Below are 22417 nucleotides of genomic sequence, written 5' to 3'. Positions count from 1 at the left end.
GCAAAGGAGTAATTTTCCATGAGTAGAACGCGCACGGTTGCGCTTCCTAAAGATTTGTACCAGAGGGCCTTTGTCGAGTCTTTCAAAAAACTGGACCCGCGTGTAATGATGAAAAATCCAGTCATGTTCGTGGTAGAGATCGGGTTCTTCATTACGCTTCTCCTGACGTTTGTACCCCATTTGTTTGGGGGAGCTTCGGACCCGTTTTACAACGGGGTCGTCAGCTTTATCCTGTTCGTGACGATTTTGTTCGCCAACTTCGCAGAAGCCTTGGCGGAAGGTCGCGGCAAAGCACAGGCAGAGAGCTTGAAAAAAACGAAGCAGGACACGCAAGCAAAAAAAATGGGGAAAGATGGTCGCATTCAGGTTGTCAGTTCCACAGAATTGCGAAAAGGCGATCTTGTTATAGTGGAAGCGGGCGAGCTGATTCCATCTGACGGGGAAATCGTCGAGGGTGTCGCCTCTGTGGACGAATCAGCAATTACGGGTGAATCTGCTCCGGTCATTAAAGAAGCAGGTGGCGATTTCAGCTCTGTCACAGGAGGTACGCGTGTAGTCAGTGACCGCATCCGCGTCCGTGTGACGACTGATCCCGGCGAATCGTTTTTGGATCGCATGATTTCGTTGGTAGAAGGTGCGAAGAGACAGAAGACTCCGAATGAAATCGCGTTGAATACGCTGTTGGTCAGCTTGACGTTGATTTTCCTGATCGTCTGCACGACCTTGCAGCCGATAGCCAACTATGTAAATGCAGCCATTCCGGTTGCGACACTGATTGCTTTGCTCGTCTGCTTGATTCCAACCACCATTGGCGGACTCTTGTCAGCGATTGGGATTGCGGGTATGGACCGGGTCACACAGTTTAACGTCATCGCCATGTCTGGTAAAGCCGTTGAGGCATCCGGTGACATCAACACCATTATTTTGGATAAAACGGGAACGATCACGCATGGTAACCGGATGGCTGCCGAGTTTGTCACCGTAGGCAACAGCAAGAGCACGGAATTGAACCGAGTAGCTGCACAAAGCTCGGTCCATGACGAAACACCGGAAGGACGCTCTGTTGTAGAGCTGGCGAAAAAACAAGGTCTGGCACCTGCTGAACTCGAATTGCCCGGTTCCGAAGGCGTGGAGTTCCGCGCTGAAACAAGAATGAGCGGGACGAATCTGACAAGCGGCGTCCTCATCCGCAAAGGGGCCGTCGACGCCATCAAAAAATACGTGATAGAGCAAGGGGGCAACATCCCTACTGATCTGGATGAAAAAGCAAACCGGATTGCAACGGCGGGCGGCACGCCATTGGCTGTAGTAGAAGGCAATACGATTCTCGGTTTGATTTACTTGAAAGATACCGTAAAGCCAGGGATGCGCGAACGCTTTGAAGAGCTGCGCCGCATGGGAATTCGTACGGTCATGTGCACGGGAGATAACCCGCTCACAGCAGCGACGATTGCCCGCGAAGCAGGTGTGGACGATTTCGTAGCCGAAGCCAAGCCGGAAGATAAGATTGCGCTGATCCGCAAAGAACAAGCGGCAGGCAAGCTGGTCGCCATGACAGGTGACGGTACGAATGACGCGCCAGCTCTCGCACAAGCCGATGTTGGTTTGGCGATGAATACGGGTACAGTAGCGGCGAAGGAAGCAGCGAACATGGTCGATCTGGATTCTGACCCGACCAAAATCATCGAGGTCGTGGCGATTGGCAAGCAGCTTTTGATGACACGCGGTGCATTGACGACGTTCAGTATCGCCAATGACGTAGCAAAATACTTCGCGATCATTCCTGCGATGTTCATGCTGGCGATCCCACAAATGAGTGCGCTCAACATCATGAGCCTTGCTACACCGCAAAGTGCGATTTTGTCCGCGTTGATCTTCAATGCGATCATCATCCCGATCCTGATTCCGTTGGCGATGAAAGGTGTAAAATACACGCCAATGAGCGCGACAAAGCTGCTTAGCCGCAACCTGGTGATTTATGGCTTGGGAGGAATTATTGTTCCGTTCGTGGGCATCAAGCTGATTGATTTGATTTTGACCGGATTGAATTTGATTTAATTTATATTGAAAAAAGAAAGCTCAGGTGAACCGATATGATATTGAAAAATTTGCGTCTCAGCCTCGTTTTGCTGCTGATTTGCGGTATTGCCTACCCGCTGGCGATGACAGGGGTTGCACAGGTTGTCATGCCTGCACAAGCAAGTGGTAGTCTCATCACCGATGCGAGTGGCAAGGTGGTTGGCTCCGAGCTGATTGGGCAGACCTTCACCGATCCGAAGTACTTCTGGGGACGCATTTCTTCTATTGATAATAATGCGTCAGGCTCTGGCTCGAATAACTACGCGCCATCCAACCCGGCCCTGATCGAACGTACGCAAAAGGATATCGCCGCATTTCTGGCAGCGAATCCTGGCGTGAAGCAGGAAGACATCCCGGCTGATTTGCTGACTAACTCCGCTTCCGGTCTAGACCCGCATATCTCTCCAAAGGCTGCCCAGATTCAAGTAGAGCGTGTAGCCAAGGCGCGCAATCTCGAGCCGGCACAACTACAGGCTCTGATTGAAGCGAATACAGAGGGAAGAAGCTTGGGTGTATTCGGAGAGCCGCGTGTCAATGTAGTGAAGCTGAATTTGGCTTTGGACGAATTGAAGAGGTAAAGATAGAAGGAGGGCTGCGAGATGGTAGAGCAGTTTCGGCGAAAGTCCCCGGATGAAATCTTGCAGTCCATCTCCAGAATGCACCGGGGCAGGCTGAAAATCATTCTGGGGGCAGTCAGTGGTTCAGGGAAAACCTATCACCTGCTAATGGAAGGGCAGACGCTTAAGAAAAAAGGGATTGATGTGGTCGTAGCTGGCTCAGGTGAGGCCACTCATCCCAAGCTGGCGCAAAAGCGGGAGGGCTTGGAACAAATCCAGCCAATCATCTGGTATTCCCTCGGGGAAGCGAGACATGATCTGGACGTTGCAGCCATTATCGAACGAGATCCGGAAGTCGTGCTCGTAGACGGTTTGGCTCATCGCAATCGTCCAGATGCCCCTCGTCCAACCAGGCTCGACGATGTTCAGTACTTGCTAAACCACAATATTAGTGTGATTGCGACGGTCAACATTTACGAATTGGCCGGGATGAAAGAGATGGCGGAGCGACTGACGAAGGCAGAAGTGCGGATTGACCAGTGTGTCCCTGAGGATACGCTTGCCATGGCTGACGAGGTGAAATTGCTCGACGTCACGCCAGAAGCCATTCTGAAACGGCTGCAAGAAGACGATCGCAACCCGACTCGAACCAAACACCCATTGTTTCGCAGAGACAATCTGCATATGCTACGAGAACTCGCTCTTCGGTTCGTAGCTACGGGCGTAAACGAGGATTTGGAGGATTATCGGGAGAAGCACGGCATGGTGGGGGCTTCAGGCGCCACAGAGAAGGTACTGGTTTCTGCCCAGTATCATTGGAACGGCTCAATATTGGTTCGTCGCGGACAACAGGTTGCCAAGAGGCTCGGCGGAGAGCTTTTGGTCGTCTGTTTTCTCCCTTTATCTAAGAAGCTGACGAAGGAAGAAGCGACTTTTAAGAGATCCATCGGAAAGCTCGTGGACAAAGTCGGAGGTACCTTTGAAGAGCAGATGCTTGCACGTGAAAAGGACGTGGCAAACGAGCTCGTCGCTTATGCGATGGAGAATAATGTGACCCGAATCGTCATGGGGCAGTCCAAGCGTACGCGCTGGGAAGAGATATGGTACGGCTCCATCGTCCATAAGATTCTTCGACAAACGAGAAATATCGATATCTTGATCGTGGCGGATCGTTCCGAGCGGGACGGTGAGCGCGTCATGCCGACCAAGCGAGAACAGGCGGTAACGGCCAATCCGTACCGACGACTCTCCGATGAGGAGATGCAGCAGGAAATCGGGAAAATCAAGCGCGGGACGTTAAAAGTATATGTAGGAGCCGCACCTGGTGTCGGCAAGACGTACACGATGCTGAGGGAAGGCAACGAGCTCGCCGAAAATGGCATCGACGTGGTGATTGGGCTTTTGGAAACGCATGGACGAAAAGAAACCATTGAGCAGGTAGGGGGACTTCCTCTGATCCCGCGCAAGCGCATCCCGTACAAAAACGTGACCCTGGAAGAAATGGACACGGACGAAATTATCCGGCGAAATCCGGAGGTCGTACTGGTGGATGAGCTGGCACATACGAATGTACCAGGGAGTGCCTATGAGAAGCGATACCACGATGTCGAGAAGATTTTGGCTGCGGGTATTTCCGTCATATCCACGATGAATATACAGCACCTCGAGAGCTTAAACGACAGCGTCGAGCAAATCACGGGAATCCGTGTGCGAGAGACGGTGCCGGACCATATTCTGCATCAGGCAGATGAGGTAGAGCTGATCGATATTTCACCCAAAGCACTGCGTCAACGGATGCGGGAGGGCAATATTTACGCGATGGAAAAGGTGGAGCAATCACTGACCAACTTTTTCAAAACAGGGAATTTGATCGCGTTAAGAGAATTGGCCTTGCGTGAAGTGGCGGACGACGTCGACGAACGCTTGGAGGCGTGGGAGCGACGAACGCTGCGCGGGCCTTGGCGGCAGCAGGAAGTCATTTTTGTCTGTGTGAATTTGCGGGCAGACAGTGAACGTTTGATTCGCCGAGGGTTTCGAATTGCCTATCGGTTGAAGGCGTCCTGGCATGTAGCTTACGTGCAGGATCATCCGTCGCTGACAGAAGAGGAAGAGACACAGCTGGCGAAGCTGAAGGCACTAACAGAGCGGCTCGGAGGTCGTTTCGAACGATACGAAGCCCCTTCCAGACGCAAGGTTTTCACCAAGCTGGTTTGGCATATGAACGAAAAAGGAACGACGCAGGTCGTCATCGGGCAGTCGGCGCGAACCCGCTGGAAGGAAATTCTCGAGGGTTCGGTCATTCAGCGTTTATTGCGGGAGGTTCGACACATGGATGTGCTGGTCGTGGCCGATCACGCACCCGAGATGATGTGAGGGAGGGTAATGATGGGCACAGAAAAAGAAGGGCAATGGGACCAAAGCGTGGCAGACGCCTATAGCCGTTTGGAGTGCCTGATACTAGAGCCAACTACGGAGGCAGATTTGTTTTCCAGGCTGATACGGGTCTACCTGGAGGAAGAAGAGGTGCGCATACGGCAAAAGCTAAAGCGCAAATCCTCACAGCGAATCTCTCGCGTCATGCATGAGCGGGTGGGTGAGTTTTTGTCAGGACAGTTGGCCGGGCTTTCGTTTCAAGTGATCGACGGTCTCTTGTTTATAAAGAGGGAGGAACAGTTAGTCGCGGCACTCAAATGCATTCCTGATCTCGGCAGCTACGATACGCCGTCCTGGAATGCGACACTTGCTCGTTTTGCCAAGCAGTATCAAAAACGGTTCAAGCTGGCGCCAGAGAAGCTGTTGTTCGTTGTATGCTCGCTCGCAAAAAGCTTGGATGCAGCTCATGCCAAGGCGTTGACCGGAATTGACGTGTGGTGTGGCGCGGCGCTAACAACTCCAGCCTATCGCGATGCGCTGCAAGTGTACGTCAACAAATATGTGGAAGTCATGGACGCGCTCCCGCAGCCTGTGAACCAAGTGTATTTCTTAAGTGCAGACGTTCATCCGAATGCACTTGCTTGCCAATTGCTGCGAGGGGAGAAAGCATCTTTGCCAGATGGCTGGCTGCGACCGTCCGTCAGTGATCTCATCCAATTATTGCAAGCTAAGCCGTGATATACTTGTAAGGACATTCATACCATGAATTCCTTGGGAGGGACTTTTTATCGACGTGAAAGTGGCTGGAATTCCGCATTTCACAGGGGCGTACGTCTCTGGTACAGAGCTTGCTCCAGATGCTTTGCGAAACGCAGGATTGATTGAGCGATTGCAGCAGTTTGGCTTGGGCGTGCAAGATGTAGGAAATCTGCATCTTCCCGATGATTTGCCTCGCCATAATATTCCACCTGTTCGTAATTGGCCGGCTCCGCGTATGTTTTGGGATTTGCTGCAAAAGGACGCGCAAGAGTGGCTCGATACAGACGACTTTGTTTTGATGCTCGGTGGAGACTGTAGCTTAGTCGTTGCAACGGCACAGGCTCATCAGGCTCGGTATCAGGAAAAAGCGTATCTGCTCGTGATTGATGGTCATCTCGATGCTGTAGTTCCATCGGCTTCTCGCTGTATTGGGGCAGCAGGGATGGGATTGTGGTTTTTGCTTCAGGATCGCGGACAATGGATCGAACCAAGTGGCTGGGATGCAGAGCGAATCCGACTTGTCGGCTGCCAGCAAATGCCTGCGGAGACGTTTGGCGTAGAAGTCATGACCTTGGCTCAGCTCACAGAAGAAAGCATTGTGGAACGAGTTTCTCATACGCTCCAATCGATCCCGCCTGATGCCAAAATCCTCGTTCATTTCGACGTAGATATCATGCACAAAGACGCGATGCCAGCGGCTTATTCTCCAAGTGAGATTGGATTGTCGCTGTCCGAAGCGGAGGCATTGCTTGCGACTGTTCTGCGAGATTCGCGGGTGACCAGTCTGGAAGTGACAGAGTTTTCAGGGGCGAGGGATACAACTGGCGAATATGCACGGAGACTGGCAGAGCTGCTCGCCCGGGCACTATCTGTACGTGTTTAAAGCCCTTCCATCTATGAAATAAATTCGATAACGAGTGAGCTCGGCAGTCCTGATTTCGTTCAGGCTGTCGAGCTCTTTTTTTGGGGCTTTCTTAGTTTTAAGAGGTAGCAAAGCTGGTGAGAAGAAAAAGCACAGGACTCGCAGACCTTGACAACGCCTACCCAGTCGGAACTTTAAAAAGAGGACCACGCTTGTCGAACACTTCTTCCCTGAGAAACGTCCGCCCGTAGGGTGGCTTTGGCTTGACGGTCCTCTTTTTAAAGTGGAGACGGACAGTCAATTCCCCACGCTGGCGTGTCAGAGTCGAAGAGAACTGTGCTTTTTCTTCTCCTCCACTATGTTGACTCAACCCCCAAGCTATAAGCCTTGAATCACTCTTTTGACAGGAAAAAAAGTTTTTTTAAAAATAAGGAGAAAGGATTTCCCAGCCCAATCGTATTAGTTGTGAATCAACCAAAATGGAAGCTGCGCAGCATTCCCCACTGGCTGATCGGTGATAGATGGAGGAGTAGTAAAAATGCCGGACGATCGGGAATTGATCGAGCAAATCCAAGCTGGCAATCATCAGTTGTACAGTCAGATTATCGACAGGTACAAGGGCAAGATCGTTACCTACTTGTACAAAATGATCGGTAACATGCCGGATGCACAGGATTTGGCTCAAGACGTGTTTACCAAAACCTTTTACCAATTGAAAGACTATCGGCCTGAGCACAAGTTTTCTTCATGGCTGTATCGAATCGCGAGCAATCATTGTCTCGATGAAATGCGAAGACGCAAAAGGACAGAGCAGACCGCAATCGTGGAAGAGCAGATCATTGATCCGGTGACACCAGAAGCCGCCCTGTTAAAAAAGGAACGGGACGCCCAGCTGGAACGTAGTATCATGCTGCTAGATGAGGAGTATCGCGAGGTGTTCGTCCTGCACTACTTGCAGCGTCTGTCTTATCGGGAAATCAGGGAGCGACTGTCTCTTACCCAGAGCGCTGTTCAAATGCGACTGTTCCGTGCTCGTAAAGAGATGAAGAAAAGCCTGACGAAAACGATGGGAGGGGGAGATGTTTATGACATGCTTCATGTTTAATCAATGGAAGCTATATGCCAATGGCGAGCTCTCCCTTCCGAAAGCAAAGGATTGGAGCAGCACGCAGAATACTGCCCACAATGTCAAAGAAAGCTGCAAGAGTGGGTAGATCACATGCTGGAAGAGGAAATTTCCGCCTATCCGGAAGTTCCTGTACCCGATACGTTTACGGACGAGGTCATGAGTAAACTGTTCGAAGCAGCTCCCGCACGTATGGCACGGAAGCACTCCTCCCTAACCAGAAGACAAAGGGGTTGGGATATTGTGAAGAAGACAGGAATAGTAGTAGCAGGACTTACGGCATTGGTGGTAACAGGAACCGTTGTATCGCCAACGTTTGCGAATTATGTGAATAGCTTGTTCCAGATTGAGAAGGATGCGGATAATGGCATGAAAAATGCTGTGGATAAAGGTTTTGTCCAAAAGCTGGAGAAAAAAGTAACCGATCAAGGGATTACGTTTGAAGCAAAAGAGGTAATGGCTGACTCGATGAGAATCGCGGTTATCTATGATTTGTACGACCAAAGTGGCAAGCAAATCAGTAAAAACGATCACTTCTTGGATGCGGATCTAATCGATTCAACGGGGAAAAATTGGTTGGAGGAAGAGGGGCCAAGTTGGGGAGCTTACGGAAAGTATTTTATCGCAGAGCAACCCTTAAACACTATCTTTGAATCCGTCGAAGCTACTCCAAATCAGTTGACCTTAAAATTAGAACTGACCGAAATCGCTGGGAAAAGTGGAAAATGGTCATTGGAAATTCCGATCGACATGAAGAAAGCCAAGGAAGCGACCAAAACCGTTGTTTTCCAGGATACAGCTTTTCATTCACCACTGGGCATGGAGATTGAACTGGAAAAAATCGAATTTTCTCCTAGTGCAACCCGTGTCATGCTAGAGACAACACTTGCAAAATCAGCTTATATAGAAGTTGAACGGGAACGAGAAGAGGTAACTTTAGAAGGAGAGAAAACGAAAATAACGGAAAAATACAATGACCCCATTTTATCGGGAGACGATATTGCGTTCGAAATTACAAACGAAAAAGGCGATGTCGTAGCTGCTTGGGATAAGACGTTGTTGGATGAGGGGATTTCGAAGGAGAAGAATGTTCTTACGTTATCTGGAATGGTCGGCAAGTCGCTAGGCGACTATGGGATGAAGTGGTGGCATACGTTTGGCCCAATACACGGTGAACAAAAGTTAAAGCTTCAGCTCCAAAAAATTTATGAGACAAAACGAGCTTCTTCTAAATTCGATCTCGCTCCAACAGAACTAAGCAAGAAAGCAGCAACCTTCAAAGATGAATCAGACAGTACCTTTATGTTTTCCTCCTTTTCATTGGAGTCCGGTAGTGGCGATAAGCCAGGTATGGCTGTCTTGACAGTAGAAGGCACATTGGGAAAAGGTGTAGTCGAAGCCAGCTCTTGGAGTGTAAAGGATGAAAATGGTCAGAGCTATCCGGCCCGTTTGAAAACAAATAGCACCAGAGACAAAGATGGACGAGTGCACGTCAAAGGTAAGCTGGAAATTCTTCGTATGGAAAAACAACCGAAAAATCTCTCGGTAACCTATAAGGAATATGCAGTGGAGCACGATGTAAATTGGGAAGTACCGATTGAAATCAAATAGATGAAAGACAGACAGGGGAAGAGGCTGACAGAAGCCTCTTCTTTTTTATTTGGATAACTGATTCTAGAATTTTTTAAAAGTAGAGAAAGGTTTTTCCATTTAATCCGTATTAGCTTATGTATCAACCAAAACGGAAGCTGCGCAGCATTCCCCGCTGGCTTGACCTGTGATAGATGGAGGAGTAGCAAAATGCCGGACGATCAGGAATTAATCGAGCAAATCCTGGCTGGCGATCATGAGCAGTACAGACAAATTGTCGACAAATACAAGGGCAAGATTGTTGGCTATTTGTACAGGATGATCGGCAACATGCCAGACGCACAGGATTTGGCTCAAGACGTGTTTATCAAAACCTTTTATCGTTTACATGACTATCGGCCTGAATACAGGTTTTCTTCATGGCTGTATCGAATTGCGAGCAATCATTGTTTCGATGAAATGCGAAAACGCAAACGGACAGAGCAGGTAGAAATCGATGAGGAGCAGCTAATTGACCCATACACGCCTGAGACGACTTTGTTGAAAAAGGAACGGGACACCGAGCTGGAACGCAGCATCATGCTGCTGGATGAGGAGTATCGCGAAGTATTCGTCCTGTTTTACATCCATCGTCTGTCGTATCGGGAAATCAGCGAGCAACTGTCTCTCTCGGAGAGCTCCGTTCAGATGCGTTTATTCCGCGCCCGCAAAAAGATGAAAGACAGCCTAGAGAAAACGATGGGAGGGGGAGCTATTTATGAAATGCTTCATGTTTAATCAATTGAAGCTATACGTAAACGATGAGCTGGCCCCTGCCGAGAGCAAAGGATTGGAGCAACATGTGGAAAATTGCCCACAATGCCAGAAGCAACTGCAAGAGTGGGTAGAAGGCATGCAGGAAGAGGATTTTTCCACCATTCCGGAGGCTCCTGTACCCGATGCGTTTACAGATGAGGTCATGGATAAGCTGTCTGATGCAGTTCCTCCACGTTCTAAGCAAAAGCGCTCCTCCCGAACCAGAAGACAAAGGGGTTGGGATATTGTGAAGAAGACAGGATTGGTAGTAGCAGGACTAACGGCGTTGGTGGTGACAGGAACGGTTGTATCACCTACGTTTGCAAACTACGTGAACAGCTTGTTCCAGATGGAAGAGAACTCGGATAATGGGATGAAAAACGCTGTCCATAAAGGCCTTGTCCAAAAGCTGGAGCAAAAGGCGACGGATCAAGGAATTACGGTTGAAGCAAAAGAGCTTCTGGCAGACTCGATGAGGATCGCCGTTATCTACGATTTGTACGACGAGAGCGGTAAAAAGATTGAGGATCATCTTCTGGAAGCGAAGCTGATTGATTCGAACGGAAAAGATTGGTTGGAAGAAAAAGGAAATGGTTGGAAAAGTTATGGACCGTTTTTCATCACGGAGCGGTATTTGAACGAGATTTTCGAATCACCTGAAGCTACTCCCGACCAACTGACCTTGTATTTGGAACAGACAGAAATTGCAGGTAAGACAGGAAAATGGTCTTTGGAAATTCCGATTGATATGAAGAAAGCCAAGGAAGCGACGAAAACGGTTGTCTTCCAGAATACGGCTTTTCAATCGCCACAAGGTCTAGGGATTGAATTGAAAAATATCGAATTTTCCCCAAGCGCGACACGGATCATGCTGGATACTATTTCTCCAAAATCAGCTTATTTGGACGTTGAACGAACGTCGATCCTGTACGATCGGAAAAATCCGCGAGGGGGCCATATCACAGAAAAAGAGCGAGATCCTGCTTTTTCGGGAGAGAATATGATGTACGAAATCACCAATGAAAAAGGGGAAGTGGTAGCAGCTTGGGATTTGAAATCATTGGATGATGGGCTTAATAAAAAGAAGAATATTCTTCGGACACCGAGAACAGAAGAAGAAGCGGAAGAAGGACCAGAGGGCGATGTTTTGAATTGGTGGCATACATTTAGCCCGATAAAGGGCGAACAAAAATTAAAGATTGAGCTTCAGAAGATTTATGAGAAAAAACTGGCTTCGCCTAAATTTGATCTGGTTCCAACAGAACTAGACAAGAAAGGTGCGACTTTCAAGGATGAGTCAACAGGCAGTACCTTTACATTCTCTTCTTATGCATGGAAGCCAGGTAACGGCGAAGATCTAGGTGAGGCCGTAATGACCATAGAGGGTACATTAGGACAAGGCATAGTCGAGAACCAGGATTGGTTTGTAAAGGATGAAAATGGGAAGGCTTACTCTGCGTCAGTGAGTACTGAAAGCACCAGAGACAAGGACGGACGGGTACAGATCAAAGGTGAGATCTCGATTCCGCTCTTGAAGCAAGAACTGAAAAAGCTCACGGTATCCTACGCTACCTATATGGTGGAACATGACGTTAAGTGGGAAGTACCTTTTGATATCAAATAGTACAAAGAAAAGGAAGAGGCCGACAGGGGCCTCTTCCTTTTCTTTACAGGAGCTAGTTTTTTTATGATTTGTGTACGTAAGGCCCCAACTGTTGTCGAGTAAAGGTATAACGGGAACTTTCGTCCTTTAGCCACATATTCCCCTTCACAATGAGAATGTACACCGCAACGATGAAGTAGCCCGTCCCAATGATCCAGTCTGATGTGGTTACCATGCCAGTGGAGATGATGTGCAGGATATACCATACCCCGATCGGGATGTGGAAGAAGATAACGGCGAACAAACCCGGATTGTAGAGCGTTTTCGCTTTTAGATTCGCAAAAACTCCATGCCAGATAAACTGGAAGAAGCCCATGAGAATTGGTGCCAAACCGAGCCAGATGACCGTCGGGAATAAGAGGGGAACCAGATAAAAGACATAGGCAATGACGAGGTTGATGATCATCGCAGACTGTGGATTCAGCGGGTATCGCTCTGGATGGCTGCTTTTGAAAATCAAACCGTTAAACAGGCCGGCAAAATATCCGGGCCAACGATACTCTTCATACTGATGAACAAGGATGGCGATGAAGCTCAGCCACAACAGCCGCTCAATAGCAAGAATGGTGCCCCATTGCAGCATGACATACAGACCCACACCTACTGCCACCAACAAACCGAGATCAGACCAATATTTTCGCAAAAAGCCCATTTGTCTCTCCCCCTATTTCCTATTTTTTATGAAAATAGCGTGCGAATAACAAATCAATCTGTTGTTCAACCGAAGCGACCTCGATGCCAGCGCCTGTAGACAATATCGACTTGAGCAAGGCTGGCAGAAAAATCGCTCCAAACAGCTGCATGATCATCATCATGAGAACCTCATGGTCTTCTTCGTGGGTAATTTCCTTCAAAACTCCCTCAATTTTCACAAACCCGATGCTTTTGAGAAATTGGCCGTACTCATATTGCGAGGTAAATACAGCGCCACCCAGCGAAAAGATTCGCGAAACCAGCTCGGGATATTGCTGGATGATCTGCACGTAGCTCATTAAAAACTGCTTGAGTCGTTCTTGGGGAAGCAGAGATGTGTTATCCAAGATACCAAATGTAGTTGTAAAGCTGCCTAGAAAAGCACTGAGGGCTTCATTGATGAGCCTATCCTTGGAACCGAAATAGTAGTTAACCAAAGCTACGTTAGTACCGGAATCCGCTGCGATTTTCCGCACCGTCACATTCTCGAAGCCCTCCATCTTGATCAAATCCAGTGTCGATTGCAAAATTTTCGCTTTCGTTTCGCTGTTTTTATCTACCTGTGACATGACCAACCTCCTTTTTATTGGAAGCAAAACGTTTCTATTAAACAACGCTTTAAACATTGTTTAATTTAATGGTATCACTTTCTATCTGGGATGGCAATGATTCGTTGGCACATCAGCTGAGCTTTTCGCGTATACCTAATAGGCAATGGGAAAGAGGTGACCACATATGAGCGGATGGCTCGCACTCCTGCTCGTTTCCCTGGCCATCAGTATGGACAGTGTCAGTGTAGGATTGACGTATGGTTTACGGAACATGAGAATGCCCTTTTTGTCGCTCGTCGTCGTTTCCGGTTGTTCGTTTGCTGTTGTATATGGTGTCATGCTCGTAGGCTCATCCCTCACCGAATGGTTAACCCCCGAGATCGGCAAGTATATTGGTGCCGCGGTCTTGATCCTCATGGGTTTGTTTACTCTGTGGCGGCTCATTGCGACACGGTCGGGGACAGAGGCTCAGGAGTCTACCACTGCGAGTTGCAACGCCGTTGTAGCCGCAGAAAAACAGGAAGAGCAGGAGCCTATCGTATTATTGTCGCAGTTCCGCATTTTTGGTGTCATGATCCAGATTTTAAAAGATCCGTCCAAAGCCGATGCTGACCGTTCTGGGCATATTATGGGCTGGGAAGCCGTCATGTTGGGGCTTGCCCTGTCTTTGGATGCTTTCGGCGCAGGCATCAGCCTTACGTTCTTGGGATACTCGCCACTGCTCGTCGCTCTCTGTATCGCAGTGATGAGTGCTTTGCTTCTTGTGGTAGGAATTGCCCTCGGCAGGCGCGCAGGAAAAGCTAGCTGGTTGACGCGACTCACCTGGCTGCCGCCGATTTTGTTGATTTGCATTGGTGTAGCCAAAAGCTTGAAATAACCGACAAACTAACCACAGACCCGTCCAGATAAATGGACGGGTTGTTTTATTTTCTAGCTCGTCTGCATACACATGAAAATGAGTGAGAAGTGGATGGAGGAGATGTAGGTGGATACACAGCCAATTCGAAAATGGTACACGCTGGCGGCGGCCGACGTGACCGAAGCCCTTCATAGTGATGCTGCGCAAGGGTTGACTCAGCAGGAGGCGGAGCGGCGACTGGCTAAACAAGGTGCCAACCAGTTGGCTGAACAAAAGCGAAAGCCTCTCTACTCGGTCTTTGTTGATCAGTTCAAGGATTTTATGGTACTCATCCTGTTCATCGCAACACTGATCTCGTACTTCCTCGGAGAGTACTTGGATGCGATTGCGATCATCGCGATCATCCTCATTAACGGCATCCTCGGTTTTATTCAGGAGGCCAAGGCTGAGCGATCCTTGCAAGCGCTAAAGGAGCTGGCATCCCCGATGGCGCGCGTCATCCGGGGCGGGCACATTTCCATGATACCGGCTTCGCGGCTGGTACCGGGTGATCTGGTTCAATTGGAGGCCGGGGACCGTATTCCCGCAGATTTACGGTTGCTTTCGGCCAATCGGCTAGAGGTAGAGGAGTCTGCGTTGACAGGAGAGTCTGTTCCCGTCGGGAAAAACGTGAAAAGACTGGAGACAGCCCAGGCCTCCACTGTACCGCTTGGCGACCAAAAAAATCTCGCGTTCATGGGCACGATGGTGACCGGAGGAACAGGGAGCGGCATCGTCGTAGCGACAGGGATGAGCACGGAAATCGGGAAAATCGCGCACTTGATGAATACAGCGGAAGAAGCAGAAACCCCATTGCAGCTGCGCTTGGAGCAAATGGGCAAAATTCTCGTGGTCGTCGCACTGCTGTTGACGATTGTGGTCATCGCTGCTGGTGTCTGGCATGGTCATGAGCTGTTTACGATGTTCCTCGCCGGGGTCAGTCTCGCAGTGGCGGCGATTCCGGAAGGCTTGCCGGCGATTGTGACTGTCGCGCTAGCGCTTGGCGTCCAGCGGATGATCCGGCGTAATGCGATCGTACGCAAGCTCCCATCAGTCGAGACATTGGGCTGCGCCTCTGTCATTTGCTCTGATAAAACAGGGACCCTGACTCAAAATAAAATGACCGTTACGCAAGTGTGGCACAGCGATTCCACGTATGAGGTGAGTGGCAGCGGCTACGCACCAGAGGGAGCCTTTCACTATCTAGGGAAAATGGTATCTCCCGCCCGTGACGGAGCGCTCTCGCAAATGATCCGAATCGCAGACCGATGCAACAACGCTCGCTTGACATGCGAGGAGCAAAGCACACGCAATCTGCTCGGGATGGGCAAGACGTCACGCTTTTGGCAAGTCGTAGGCGACCCGACAGAAGGTGCTCTCAAGGTACTTGCCGCGAAGGCATTGGGCGGCAATACGGAGCGTAGCAACCAGAAGAATCAGGGACAGCGTGTGGAGGAGCTCCCCTTTGATTCTGATCGCAAAATGATGTCGGTCGTCGAAAAGGGGACGGACGGCGTATATTCCCTGCTGACCAAAGGCGCGGCGGAGGCATTGTTGGCGAGATCGACGCACATTTTGTGGAAGGGAGAGCTCATTCCACTCTCCGCGACGCTTCGTCACCAAGTACTGGAGCAAACGGAACGGATGGCAGGCAAAGCGCTGCGTGTACTGGGCTTCGCGTATAAGACACTGCAAGGCTATCGCCCGGGACAGCCGATCGGCACCCTGGAAAACAATCTCGTCTTTGTCGGAATGGCAGGGATGATCGATCCACCGCGTGAAGAGGTGCGTCCAGCGATCAATCTGTGCCATCAAGCAGGAATTAAGACGGTCATGATAACAGGTGACCACAAGGTAACAGCAGAAGCAATCGCCCGGCAGATTGGTTTGATGCGTGGCTACGGAGAAGTATTGGAGGGGCGGGAGCTGGATGGCATGTCAGATGAGCAGCTCGCAGAGTATGCGGAGCGCGTCACCGTCTATGCCCGTGTGTCTCCTGAGCACAAGCTGCGGATCGTCCGTGCCCTGCAAAGCCAAGGACATGTTGTTGCTATGACCGGAGACGGTGTCAATGATGCTCCTGCGATCAAGACCTCAGACATTGGGATCGCGATGGGGATTACCGGTACAGATGTGACGAAGGAAGCGGCCGATCTCGTGCTGCGCGACGATAACTTTGCCACGATTGTCGCCGCCGTCGAGGAAGGGCGTAACATCTATGACAACATTCGAAAATTCATCCGTTATTTGCTCGCGTCCAACGTAGGCGAGATTCTCGTCATGTTTTTTGCGATGCTCCTCGGGCTTCCTTTGCCTTTGGTGCCGATCCAGATCTTGTGGGTCAATCTCGTGACGGATGGCTTACCGGCCATGGCGCTGGGCATCGATCAGGCGGAGAAAGATACGATGTATCAGAAGCCGCGCAACAAGGCAGAGAACATATTCAGCCGAGGATTGGGCTGGAAGATTATTAGCCGAGGCTTTCTCATCGGGGCGATGACGCTCTTGGCATTCTGGCTGACGCTCAAAGAGAATCCGAATGACTTGGTGCATGCCCAGACTGTTGCTTTCGTTACGTTGGTTATGGCGCAGCTGATTCACGTTTTCGATTGCCGGAGTCAATATAGCGTTTTTCACCGCAATGTATTTGAAAACAAGTACCTCGTCTGGGCCGTGCTTTCGTCGATCGTGCTCGTGATCGGTGTCGTATACATGGAGACACTCCAGCCGATCTTCAAAACAACGGATCTGAATCTGCGCGATTGGGCATTAATTTTGGTCGCGGCAGGAGTTCCTACGTTTGTCGCGGGAATCGGTGGGGTGCTTACCAGCGGCAGACAGCGCACAAGCAAAGAAAAACGTCCAGCTATGCGTACGGTTCGTCCTGACTAATCGAGCCACCAAAGGGGAGAGGGAGCCATTGTGCGCTTGAGAAGGGGAGGATGGAAAAGACGTAGAAGGAGAATTTTCGCTGGGCTCCTACTGATTATTGTGGTATTTATCGTTTTGTTTATCGTTGTGGAACGCAGGGTAGAGCCGACGTTGATGTTGATCGCCCAGGCCAAGGCAGAGCAGGTCGCCAAGCTCGCCATTACCGATGCAGTCACCAAACGCATGTCCCAGCAGGGTGTCGACGTCAACGAAGTTGTCATTATGGAGAAAGACGAGAATGGCAGCATCAAAGCGGTGAATTTTAATTTCAAAGAGTATTCCCGGATTGTGGGTGAAACGACAGCTCGTATTCAAAATCGCTTGAAGGAATTCGAGCAGGAGCACGTCAAGACAACCATACCACTAGGCTTGGCTACCAAAAACGTTTTTCTGGAGCACTTTGGGCCTGATATTCCGGTGTCGTTCGTTCCAATTGGCGCGGTCAAAACCAAGCTGGAAACGAAGCTAAAGCAAGCGGGAATCAACATGGTGCTGGTGACGGTCTACATTTATGTGGAAGTCGATCTGCGGGTTATTATTCCATTTGCAACCAAACAGCAAACAGTCACCACGGAAATCCCGGTCTCCGAGGCGTTGATCGTCGGCAAAGTGCCAACCTATTTGTACGACAATCCATCCGGGAAGCCCGATGTGCCGATGCCGCGAACGAACCAAGTCCCAAGCAACCCGAACCCAAGCCAGCCGTGATGTTTTTCGCTTATACGGGAACGATTTACACATCTATGAAAATTTATTTGAAACGTTTCTGAAATGGTGCCGTCCAATGAATAGAGACACACAAAAACAAGCAAGAACATTGGAGGCATAAACAATATGAAAACAATCCGTACAGGTATGATGACAATCGCGGCACTGGCCGTTTTGGGAACTAGCGTGGTATCTGCAACCTCCGAACCAGTAAAAGAACTTTCTGTTAACATAAACGGTCAAGCAATCGCACAAGATGCGATCTTCGATAAAGGTCAACAAACCGTGCTGGTTCCACTTCGTCCTGTTGCTGAAGCCCTCGGTTTCAAAGTAAGCTGGAACGACAAGGAAAAAGCAGCAGAAGTGCAAAGAGGCGCCATCACCAGCTACGCAAAAGAAGGAGAGGATCGCTATCCTTTCGCAAAAATGTACAAAACATTGGGAGCAGAGCCTCGCGTACTGAATGGCAGCACCTATGTGCCAGTCGCATTCGTTGACGAAATCCTGCAAGCAGAAGTGAATGTAACAGATGATGCAGTGACAGTAGTTGAGGACGAAATCGCTCCTATGCGCACAGGTACCATTACGAACATCAACAAATCCGATAAAGGCTACTCGGTTACACTGAACATCTATGAGTCTGGCATCATCCTGCACCTGACGGAAGACACCAAAATTACGGATGAAGCTGGTAAAGTGCTGAAGCCAGAAGACTTGAAGCTGGGTATGGCCGTAGATGCTACAACCGAAAAATTCATGGCGATGAGCATGCCGCCACAAACGAGTGTGCTCAGCATCACGGTAAAAGGCGGCCTGGAGACTCAGGACGTCCTGGGAACAGCGGGAAAAGTAGCGAGCATCTCTGCTGACAAAGATGGCAACTACAAAATGCTCGTAGAGGGTCGCGGTATTACCGAAACCTCCCAAGAAAAAATCAACCTGAACATTACCGAGAAAACGGTGATCATCAACGCGCGAGACAACAAAGTACTCTCGCCAGCTGAGCTGAAAGAGGATATGCAAGTCGTAGCCTTCTACGGCCCAATGATGACGAAAAGCCTGCCGCCTATCGGCACTGCTGAGAAAATCGTAGTAGAGTAAGAGAAAGAACGGGATGGCATTTGCTGTCCCGTTTTTTGCGTTCATGACTAGATTGTGTATTTCATACAGATGACGCGACCGTGTTTTTCCGTCTCTCTTTCCTCGTAGACAACAAAACCATATTTTTCGTAAAAAGGCACGACCCGGCTATTCTTCTCCAAAACGGCCAGATGCAGAGAGGTGTAGCCGTTTTCCTGGTACCAGGCGATTAACGTATCCAGGAATTCTCTAGCGTACCCGTGACTCTGGTAGGCGCTGTGCAGCATGATGAGGCCGAGCCAAGGGTGGCCATCTCGCGGATTACGCAAAATGAACTGGGCGATTCCGATGATCTCGGCACCGTGTACTTCTCTTATCGAAAAGCTGTAGGAGTCCGCAAACGCCAGACTATCTTGATGGTCATCAGCTACTGTCTGCAAAGTGACGACCCGTTGTCCAAATGCAAACTCCATATAATCGGGGTTTGAATTGTACACCGTTAGCAGTTCGGGGAAATCGTGTTCCGTGACGGGATGAAAAACCAATCGAGCGCTATGGGCTGGGAAGGGAGTAGTGCTAGGCATGTCAAAAGCTCCTTTCAATTAATTTGTTATTTATCTAATTAGATGATATTCTAATTTTATAAAAAGTCAATCTGCATGATGTTCAGGGAATTCCCTGATACACTTTCTTTTATGGAAACTTTACAATAACGTTAGAATGATTGTCTCAAAAGGAGGAGCGCATGGGTGCGTCGAGTGAAGTGCTCTCCCTGATGCAGTCCATCTTTGCCAACGCTAGCGATGCGATCCTGGTGGTTGATCAGGAGGGACGAATCGTAAAGGCCAATGTTGCGTTGGAGCAGATGACGGGCTGGACAGAAGAAGAGCTGATTCGAGATAAACATATTTGCGAGCTGTGTCTCGGAATGGCAACGTGTATGGAAGAAACGAGCTGCACGGATTGCTTTTTTAAGCGCGTGCAAATGCCTTCATTCGAGATGAGGCTCCGAACGAAATCAGGTGTGGATTACCCTGTCGCTGCCAGCTCAGCGAGACTAGAGGATGAACCTCAGGGGAAGCTGGTCATGATTTTGCGTGATATGTCTGCGCAACAGCGAGTGGAAAAAGAGCGCTACCAGTACAAGCTGACGAATTTTGCGATCCAAGCACAAGAAGAAGAACGAAAGCGCATCGCCCGGGAGCTGCATGATGGCGTAGGGCAGGCGCTTTATAGTATTTTAGTTGGACTAAACGTAGTCAGACAACGAGAATTGAGCGAGCCAGTTATGCAGCATGTCTCGGAATTGGTGAATATGACTTCCAAGGCGATGGAAGAAGTGAAGCGCATGGCGCTGGAGCTGCGTCCGTCTGCACTGGATGATCTCGGTTTACTGCCTGCGTTACGTTCGTTGATGAAACGGGTGGAAAAGACGTTTCATATCCAGGTGGAGCTGCATGTTCAGGGGGAGAAACGCAGATACTCCGCTGCGATGGAAACAGCACTGTACCGGATTGTACAGGAAGCCATGACCAATACGGCAAAATACGCAAAGGCGAGCCATCTGGGAATCATGTTCGAGAATAGGGAGAAGGAAATTGTCGTCACGATTGTGGATGACGGCGTAGGGTTTGAAGTAGAGAAAACATTGAAAATCGGCAAAGGTCTCGGTGTGTTTGGCATGAAGGAGCGTGCCCAGCTGCTTGGTGGTACCGTTGATATTCGCTCCGCACCCGAGGAAGGAACGACGGTGATCGTCCGAATTCCGGTGCCGAAGGAGGGGGTAGAGGATGACCATTCGCGTCTTGATCGCTGATGATCATGCGATTGTACGCTCTGGGCTGGGGATGCTGATCAACGCCCAGGAGGACATGGAAGTCGTCGGTTATGCAGCTGACGGAAAAGAGGCATGTGAAAAAGCATGGGAAGTCCGGCCCAACGTCGTCCTGATGGATTTGAGCATGCCGCCTGGGGAAAACGGCTTGACGGCAACTGCCAGACTGAAGGAAACGGCACCAGACATTCAGGTGCTTGTACTTACGATGCATGATGACGAGGAATACTTGTTTCGGGTACTGCAAGCCGGTGCTGCCGGCTATATTTTAAAAAGCGCCCCTGACCTCGATTTGATCACGGCGATCCGTTCGGTCAATCAGGGCATGGCCTATTTGTATCCATCTGCGACGAAATCTCTGATCGAGGAATTTCTGCAAATGGTCAAGAACGGTGAGGAGCAGGCCAAGTACGACATCCTGACTGATCGGGAAAAAGAAGTGCTGGTCTTGATTGCCAAGGGCTTTAGCAACAAGGAAATTGCCGAGCGGCTCACTGTTTCCGTCAAGACGGTAGAATCGCATAAAGCCCATATTATGGAAAAGCTCCACCTGCGTACGCGGCCTGATTTGGTGCGGTATGCGATTAAGAAGGGCTGGCTGGATTTTGAGTAGCGTACGATCTGTTGTATATAGTCAACAGCAAAACCATATGTTATGATAAAGCTAAGAATTTAAGGCTAAAATAAATAGATCAGAGTGCTGGAACACTCTGATCTATCGTACAGTAGACGGTACCCTGTAAGGGGGATCGGCTCAGCAGAATTTAAAACGGGGATGACCGCTCAGGCCTGCTAGCTCAAGAGCGGTCATTTTTTTTGGTCAAGGCTACAACGATTGCTACAATAAGTCCAAGAAGGGCAACGATGAAGCTGCCAAATTGGAGCATGAGTGTAAACATTTCGCTAGTAATTGCCATAATCTCACCCCCCTTCCGTTTCCGACATGGGAGATGAGCCGACCACCCTTGAGAGCCGTGTCTATGTACTTATCTTAATTTTACTACTGTTCTGTGAAAGGCACTAGCTTTTAATAGAAGATATTTTTAGTGGACGATCCCAATACGGGGTCGTCTTTTTTTGTGTCGAACTTGTGACCGAAAATGGTCATAAAACGGTCGAAATCAGGGGTTTCCCGGAACATTTTAGGGGATTTCCCCGAATTACTTCCAAGGGGTTCCAGCGGTAGAATGAAGGCGTGAAAACTACTCCGCGCCCATGAGGCACGTAGGAAAGGAGAAGAGCGCGATGGAGACGCAAGTAGACAAAGCGGCGAAAGACAAGAAATCAAAATCCAGCAAGCTGCAAACGGGCCAGGAAGACTTGAAGGGAACGTTTGTCGCGGTTCTGATCGTCGGAGGTATTATTCTAGTCGGTTGGTTGGGTGTATTCGGGCTTTTCCTGGATAGGGCGTAATAAGGAAGTAAAGGAGGGTACTTATGCATTTGCATCGATATGAAAAAATCTGGTTGATGCTTGGCGCAGGCGGTTTGGCCTTATTTATTGTATTGTTGTGCGTCAATGCGTTTGCCATGGGGATGGCTCCGCCAAGTAATATGGAAATGATTGATCCGGAGAAGGTTACGGAGACGCCTCCTTTTGATAAACCAGGCTTGAAACAGGTAGGAGACAACGAATACGACGCTTACATGACAGCATTTGCGTTCGGCTTCTCTCCAACCAAGATGGAAATACCAGTTGGCGCAACGGTGAATTTCCACGTCACGAGTCCAGACGTTATTCACGGATTCCAGATTCCAGAGACCAACATTAACTTCATGGTTCTGCCTGGACACATCAGCTCGGCGACACACACTTTTGACGAGCCAGGCGAGTATTTGATCCTTTGTAACGAATACTGTGGCGCAGGTCATCAGGTTATGGCGACCACGATTATTGTGAAATAAAGGTAGGTGAATCC

The 22417-nt window shown here is 49.5% G+C and carries 21 protein-coding genes; 17 read left to right on the top strand and 4 right to left on the bottom strand.

Features of this window, described 5'->3' with window-relative positions:
* Nucleotides 1-18 precede the first annotated feature (18 nt).
* The 9 genes from kdpB to ACM6JA_RS06285 all read left to right on the top strand — a co-directional run bounded on the left by kdpB (nt 19) and on the right by ACM6JA_RS06285 (nt 11765).
* Nucleotides 19-2058, top strand: a complete 2040-nt coding sequence (kdpB, locus tag ACM6JA_RS06325; RefSeq protein ID WP_414851634.1) for a potassium-transporting ATPase subunit KdpB — start codon at nt 19-21, stop codon at nt 2056-2058.
* Nucleotides 2059-2093: 35 nt separating this feature from the next.
* Nucleotides 2094-2657, top strand: a complete 564-nt coding sequence (gene kdpC, locus ACM6JA_RS06320) for a potassium-transporting ATPase subunit KdpC (RefSeq protein ID WP_414851633.1) — start codon at nt 2094-2096, stop codon at nt 2655-2657.
* 21 nt (nt 2658-2678) lie between these two features.
* Nucleotides 2679-5009 (top strand): universal stress protein, encoded by a 2331-nt coding sequence (locus ACM6JA_RS06315; protein WP_414851632.1) that lies wholly within the window; start codon nt 2679-2681, stop codon nt 5007-5009.
* 12 nt (nt 5010-5021) lie between these two features.
* A complete protein-coding gene (locus ACM6JA_RS06310; RefSeq protein WP_414851631.1) occupies nt 5022-5747 on the top strand; it encodes a hypothetical protein in 726 nt (241 codons plus the stop codon).
* A 61-nt stretch (nt 5748-5808) separates the two neighbouring features.
* Nucleotides 5809-6651 (top strand): arginase family protein, encoded by an 843-nt coding sequence (locus tag ACM6JA_RS06305; protein ID WP_414851654.1) that lies wholly within the window; start codon nt 5809-5811, stop codon nt 6649-6651.
* A gap of 517 nt (nt 6652-7168) precedes the next feature.
* A complete protein-coding gene (locus tag ACM6JA_RS06300; RefSeq protein WP_414851630.1) occupies nt 7169-7735 on the top strand; it encodes an RNA polymerase sigma factor in 567 nt (188 codons plus the stop codon).
* 3 nt (nt 7736-7738) lie between these two features.
* Complete coding sequence (locus ACM6JA_RS06295; protein ID WP_414851629.1) at nt 7739-9367, top strand: DUF4179 domain-containing protein; 1629 nt, start codon at nt 7739-7741, stop codon at nt 9365-9367.
* A 189-nt stretch (nt 9368-9556) separates the two neighbouring features.
* Entirely contained in the window at nt 9557-10123 is a 567-nt protein-coding gene (locus tag ACM6JA_RS06290) for an RNA polymerase sigma factor (protein WP_414851628.1), read from the top strand.
* Nucleotides 10104-11765 (top strand): DUF4179 domain-containing protein, encoded by a 1662-nt coding sequence (locus tag ACM6JA_RS06285; RefSeq protein WP_414851627.1) that lies wholly within the window; start codon nt 10104-10106, stop codon nt 11763-11765. Before ACM6JA_RS06290 ends, ACM6JA_RS06285 begins: the two co-directional genes overlap by 20 nt.
* 61 nt (nt 11766-11826) lie before the next feature.
* Here the strand turns inward: ACM6JA_RS06285 and ACM6JA_RS06280 are convergent, their stop codons facing one another.
* Nucleotides 11827-12456, bottom strand: coding sequence for an HXXEE domain-containing protein (locus ACM6JA_RS06280; RefSeq protein WP_414851626.1), 630 nt, complete (start codon nt 12454-12456; stop codon nt 11827-11829).
* A gap of 19 nt (nt 12457-12475) precedes the next feature.
* Nucleotides 12476-13066, bottom strand: a complete 591-nt coding sequence (locus ACM6JA_RS06275) for a TetR/AcrR family transcriptional regulator (RefSeq protein WP_414851625.1) — start codon at nt 13064-13066, stop codon at nt 12476-12478.
* Between the two features lie 166 nt (nt 13067-13232).
* On the opposite strand from ACM6JA_RS06275, the gene ytaF reads away from it, so the two are divergent.
* The 4 genes from ytaF (at nt 13233) to ACM6JA_RS06255 (ending at nt 18686) form a co-directional block, all read left to right on the top strand.
* Complete coding sequence (gene ytaF, locus ACM6JA_RS06270; protein ID WP_414851624.1) at nt 13233-13925, top strand: sporulation membrane protein YtaF; 693 nt, start codon at nt 13233-13235, stop codon at nt 13923-13925.
* Nucleotides 13926-14033: 108 nt separating this feature from the next.
* Nucleotides 14034-16838: a calcium-translocating P-type ATPase, SERCA-type gene (locus ACM6JA_RS06265; RefSeq protein WP_414851623.1), complete on the top strand. Its 2805-nt coding sequence runs from the start codon at nt 14034-14036 to the stop codon at nt 16836-16838.
* Nucleotides 16839-16868: 30 nt separating this feature from the next.
* Nucleotides 16869-17585 carry a sporulation protein YunB gene (gene yunB, locus ACM6JA_RS06260; RefSeq protein ID WP_414851622.1) on the top strand — a complete coding sequence of 239 codons (717 nt, stop codon included), beginning with the start codon at nt 16869-16871 and terminating at the stop codon, nt 17583-17585.
* Between the two features lie 126 nt (nt 17586-17711).
* A complete protein-coding gene (locus ACM6JA_RS06255; RefSeq protein WP_414851621.1) occupies nt 17712-18686 on the top strand; it encodes a copper amine oxidase N-terminal domain-containing protein in 975 nt (324 codons plus the stop codon).
* 47 nt (nt 18687-18733) lie between these two features.
* Here the strand turns inward: ACM6JA_RS06255 and ACM6JA_RS06250 are convergent, their stop codons facing one another.
* Nucleotides 18734-19249, bottom strand: coding sequence for a GNAT family N-acetyltransferase (locus ACM6JA_RS06250; protein WP_414851620.1), 516 nt, complete (start codon nt 19247-19249; stop codon nt 18734-18736).
* A 161-nt stretch (nt 19250-19410) separates the two neighbouring features.
* Here ACM6JA_RS06250 and ACM6JA_RS06245 point away from each other — a divergent pair, with 161 nt between their 5' ends.
* The gene (locus ACM6JA_RS06245) at nt 19411-20481 is read left to right on the top strand and encodes a histidine kinase (RefSeq protein WP_414851619.1); all 1071 of its coding nucleotides are present in this window, start codon (nt 19411-19413) and stop codon (nt 20479-20481) included.
* Nucleotides 20456-21112 (top strand): response regulator, encoded by a 657-nt coding sequence (locus ACM6JA_RS06240; protein ID WP_409176815.1) that lies wholly within the window; start codon nt 20456-20458, stop codon nt 21110-21112. Before ACM6JA_RS06245 ends, ACM6JA_RS06240 begins: the two co-directional genes overlap by 26 nt.
* Nucleotides 21113-21296: 184 nt before the next feature.
* On the opposite strand, the gene ACM6JA_RS06235 is transcribed toward ACM6JA_RS06240, so the two are convergent.
* A complete protein-coding gene (locus ACM6JA_RS06235; protein WP_228088406.1) occupies nt 21297-21416 on the bottom strand; it encodes a putative holin-like toxin in 120 nt (39 codons plus the stop codon).
* A 328-nt stretch (nt 21417-21744) separates the two neighbouring features.
* On the opposite strand from ACM6JA_RS06235, the gene ACM6JA_RS06230 reads away from it, so the two are divergent.
* Nucleotides 21745-21912, top strand: a complete 168-nt coding sequence (locus tag ACM6JA_RS06230) for a hypothetical protein (RefSeq protein WP_007726118.1) — start codon at nt 21745-21747, stop codon at nt 21910-21912.
* A gap of 23 nt (nt 21913-21935) precedes the next feature.
* On the top strand, nt 21936-22403 hold the full coding sequence (locus tag ACM6JA_RS06225; RefSeq protein ID WP_144618062.1) for a cytochrome c oxidase subunit II: 468 nt from the start codon (nt 21936-21938) through the stop codon (nt 22401-22403).
* Nucleotides 22404-22417 lie beyond the last annotated feature (14 nt).

It is taken from the genome of Brevibacillus sp. IT-7CA2, assembly GCF_949767855.1.
GTDB lineage: Bacteria > Bacillota > Bacilli > Brevibacillales > Brevibacillaceae > Brevibacillus.
The sequence above is the reverse complement of the archived record's forward strand: the minus strand, read 5'-3'. Positions and strand labels throughout refer to the sequence as shown.

What these genes read in the sequence shown, in the direction of transcription:
- ACM6JA_RS06275 (WP_414851625.1), bottom strand. Translation starts at nt 13,066, where the DNA reads ATGTCACAGGTAGATAAAAACAGCGAAACGAAAGCGAAAATTTTGCAA.
- ACM6JA_RS06230 (WP_007726118.1), top strand. Translation starts at nt 21,745, where the DNA reads ATGGAGACGCAAGTAGACAAAGCGGCGAAAGACAAGAAATCAAAATCC.
- kdpC (WP_414851633.1), top strand. Translation starts at nt 2,094, where the DNA reads ATGATATTGAAAAATTTGCGTCTCAGCCTCGTTTTGCTGCTGATTTGC.
- ACM6JA_RS06235 (WP_228088406.1), bottom strand. Translation starts at nt 21,416, where the DNA reads ATGGCAATTACTAGCGAAATGTTTACACTCATGCTCCAATTTGGCAGC.
- ACM6JA_RS06315 (WP_414851632.1), top strand. Translation starts at nt 2,679, where the DNA reads ATGGTAGAGCAGTTTCGGCGAAAGTCCCCGGATGAAATCTTGCAGTCC.
- ACM6JA_RS06300 (WP_414851630.1), top strand. Translation starts at nt 7,169, where the DNA reads ATGCCGGACGATCGGGAATTGATCGAGCAAATCCAAGCTGGCAATCAT.
- ACM6JA_RS06285 (WP_414851627.1), top strand. Translation starts at nt 10,104, where the DNA reads ATGAAATGCTTCATGTTTAATCAATTGAAGCTATACGTAAACGATGAG.
- ACM6JA_RS06280 (WP_414851626.1), bottom strand. Translation starts at nt 12,456, where the DNA reads ATGGGCTTTTTGCGAAAATATTGGTCTGATCTCGGTTTGTTGGTGGCA.
- ACM6JA_RS06290 (WP_414851628.1), top strand. Translation starts at nt 9,557, where the DNA reads ATGCCGGACGATCAGGAATTAATCGAGCAAATCCTGGCTGGCGATCAT.
- ACM6JA_RS06295 (WP_414851629.1), top strand. Translation starts at nt 7,739, where the DNA reads ATGGAAGCTATATGCCAATGGCGAGCTCTCCCTTCCGAAAGCAAAGGA.
- kdpB (WP_414851634.1), top strand. Translation starts at nt 19, where the DNA reads ATGAGTAGAACGCGCACGGTTGCGCTTCCTAAAGATTTGTACCAGAGG.
- ACM6JA_RS06310 (WP_414851631.1), top strand. Translation starts at nt 5,022, where the DNA reads ATGGGCACAGAAAAAGAAGGGCAATGGGACCAAAGCGTGGCAGACGCC.
- ACM6JA_RS06245 (WP_414851619.1), top strand. Translation starts at nt 19,411, where the DNA reads ATGGGTGCGTCGAGTGAAGTGCTCTCCCTGATGCAGTCCATCTTTGCC.
- ACM6JA_RS06255 (WP_414851621.1), top strand. Translation starts at nt 17,712, where the DNA reads ATGAAAACAATCCGTACAGGTATGATGACAATCGCGGCACTGGCCGTT.
- ACM6JA_RS06240 (WP_409176815.1), top strand. Translation starts at nt 20,456, where the DNA reads ATGACCATTCGCGTCTTGATCGCTGATGATCATGCGATTGTACGCTCT.
- ytaF (WP_414851624.1), top strand. Translation starts at nt 13,233, where the DNA reads ATGAGCGGATGGCTCGCACTCCTGCTCGTTTCCCTGGCCATCAGTATG.
- ACM6JA_RS06250 (WP_414851620.1), bottom strand. Translation starts at nt 19,249, where the DNA reads ATGCCTAGCACTACTCCCTTCCCAGCCCATAGCGCTCGATTGGTTTTT.
- ACM6JA_RS06225 (WP_144618062.1), top strand. Translation starts at nt 21,936, where the DNA reads ATGCATTTGCATCGATATGAAAAAATCTGGTTGATGCTTGGCGCAGGC.